Source organism: Rhizobium sp. 01T417, from assembly GCF_056398905.1.
Genome location: NZ_JBFTQH010000096.1, coordinates 1 through 2397 on the forward strand (window position 1 = coordinate 1; position 2397 = coordinate 2397).

Consider the following 2397-nt stretch of genomic DNA (forward strand, 5'->3'; position numbering starts at 1 on the left):
CACCTCTACTACCCGAGTCGACGGCAGCCTTCTCCGGCGTTCTCGTTGGTCGTAGACGCATTGCGTTTTCGTGGGTGACGTCAGCGAATCCTGGAAAACGGGTGACGTCAGCGAATCCTGGAAAACGAAGGTGGGACGGCGGGTTGCGGTCCCGCTACAACGGGCGGTTCGCGCTAGTGGCCAGCCGACCAACAAGCAGCGCGTCGMTTGTCTCAGAAGGGTCGGATGCAGTCCCCCGCCCAACGCGCCCAGCGGCGGAAGTTCAGACGACCGAGACCGGCCAGAGGCGGCCGTTTGAAAACGGGGCATCAATGTCCGGTTTGGGGTAGGAAACCGCCGGGCGCGCTCCAGTGGGCAGAGGCGTGATTAGCCGATCGACGTCGTGTCCCTCAACTTGGCGCCCTGTATCATGTTCAGTCCTTCTTTCCATAGGGGCACAAAATGGAAGAGCGACATACAGCTCTCGTGACAGGCGCAACCAAGGGGATTGGGCTGGCACTGAGTCGACACTTGCATCGGGCGGGTTGGAATGTTATTGGCATCGCTCGCAATGCAATCGAGGATTTTCCAGGCCAGCTTCTTACAGCGGATTTGGCGAACGTTCAGGAAACCGAGTCAGTGCTGGCACGGCTGTCGGCGTCGTCAAAGATCGACGCCGTCGTCAACAATGCAGGCATCGCAATTCCACAAAGGCTGGAGGCACTCGATTTACATTCGTTGCAAGCCGTATTTGACTTGAACGTACGGTCCGCGGTTCAGGTGACACAGGCGTGCCTGCCCTCGCTGAAACGATCTTCCGCTGGGCGGATTGTAAATGTTTGCAGGGGGCTGCGGACGATTTCTTGGACTGATTCAGGTTGCGATTCCCAAGCGGCGCCGGTAGTCGACCGGGCTCATCGCCTGCAGGGACAACTTGATGCGCCGCTCGTTGTACCACTGGATGTACGAGTTTAGCTCGTTCATGAATGCCTCTACCGTGGTGCCGGCCCAGTTGCGACAGTAGTACATCTCGTTTTTCAGGCGCCCAAAGAAGCCTTCGCACGCAGCGTTGTCAGGTGAGCAGCCTTTTCGCGACATGGATCGGACGAGACCCGCCGCATCGATACGTTGTAGCCATCCCGGCCAACGATAGTGCGAGCCCCTGTCACTGTGTACGACGGGGCTGTCGCCTTCGGTGAGCGTCTTGATAGCGCCGTCGAGCATGCTATTGACCAATTGCGCGTCAGGCCTCGTTCCGATAGACCAACTCACAACCTTGCCGTCAAAGCAGTCGATCATGGGTGATAGGTAGACCTTGCCCGCTGGAAGCTGGAATTCGGTGATGTCCGTCAGCCACTTTTGATTTGGAGCCTGCGAATGGAAGTCCCTGGCAATCAGGTTCTCGGGCGCAACGCCAATCTCCCCGCTGTAAGAGCTATACCGGCGACGAGGTCGATGGACAGTAAGCTGCTCCTCCGCCATCAATCTGCGCACAACTTTCTCGGAGATCTGCATATCGCGCTGGCGCAGTATCGCGTGGATACGGCGGTACCCGTAACACCGATGGTTGCCCTCAAAGATCTCGACCATGGCGCTACGAACCTCGCCATATTTATCGGCCAGGCCTAATCTTGTCTTGTGATAAAAATAGCTACTGCGTGCAAGCCCGACGATGCGAAGAAGTTCGGACAACGGATACGTAGATTTCAAGGCATCAACCACCTGTGTCTTCTCCCTGTTTGTCAGGGCCAGGGTGTTGATGCCTTGGTCTTTTTTTATTAGATCGCCCGCCTGCGTCAGGATGTCGCGCTCAAGTTGCAGCTGGCGTACCTGCTGTTCGAGCTGCGCGATTCTTTCCAGCAACGCCGCATGCTCGTCTTCAGGCGAAGCCAATTTACGTTTTCGCATAGATCGATATGCCTCGTCTCCGAGCAGTTGATCTTTCCACTTGTACAACATCGGTCGGCTTACTCCAACCTTTTTTGCMACATCCTCCGCTGAGCCCGGGCGGGTGCAAAGGTCAGTGACTGCCTGACGCCTCTGTTCGGACGCAAACGGCGCACTGGTGTTTGTGCTCGTGACCATGCGGCGCGACCCAGGGCGCAGCTCCTCAATCCAGCGGGCCAGCATTTCGGTGCTGGGATACCCGAGGGCTCTGCGGGTATGAACTAAAGAGCAGCCATGACCGAAATAGTGATCCACCGCCACGCGTTTTTGCTCCAGCGTGTATCGCTGCCTTGGACGGCGGAGCTTGGGCAGGTCCCCAAGCGCCTGGTACAGGTGAACCCACCGCTTCAGGTTCTTGCCCGACGGATAGCCCAGCTCACGAACGACCGTTGCCGTCTTTCCCCCGTACTTGAAATATAGCTTGACCGCCCTGATGCGATCCTCGTACGAATACATGAACTACCTCCAAGT

The 2397-nt window shown here is 57.4% G+C and carries 2 protein-coding genes; one reads left to right on the forward strand and one right to left on the reverse strand.

Translation table 11 applies throughout. The features are described 5' to 3' along the window. Positions 1-441 precede the first annotated feature (441 nt). Complete coding sequence (locus tag AC1DPR_RS31560; RefSeq protein ID WP_477817974.1) at positions 442-954, forward strand: SDR family NAD(P)-dependent oxidoreductase; 513 nt, start codon at positions 442-444, stop codon at positions 952-954. Here the strand turns inward: AC1DPR_RS31560 and AC1DPR_RS31565 are convergent. Then, positions 853-2382, reverse strand: coding sequence for an IS3 family transposase (locus AC1DPR_RS31565; protein ID WP_477817975.1), 1530 nt, complete (start codon positions 2380-2382; stop codon positions 853-855). The two genes, AC1DPR_RS31560 and AC1DPR_RS31565, sit on opposite strands and share 102 nt — an antisense overlap. Between the last annotated feature and the right edge of the window lie 15 nt (positions 2383-2397).

What these genes read in the sequence shown, in the direction of transcription:
- AC1DPR_RS31560 (WP_477817974.1), top strand. Translation starts at nt 442, where the DNA reads ATGGAAGAGCGACATACAGCTCTCGTGACAGGCGCAACCAAGGGGATT.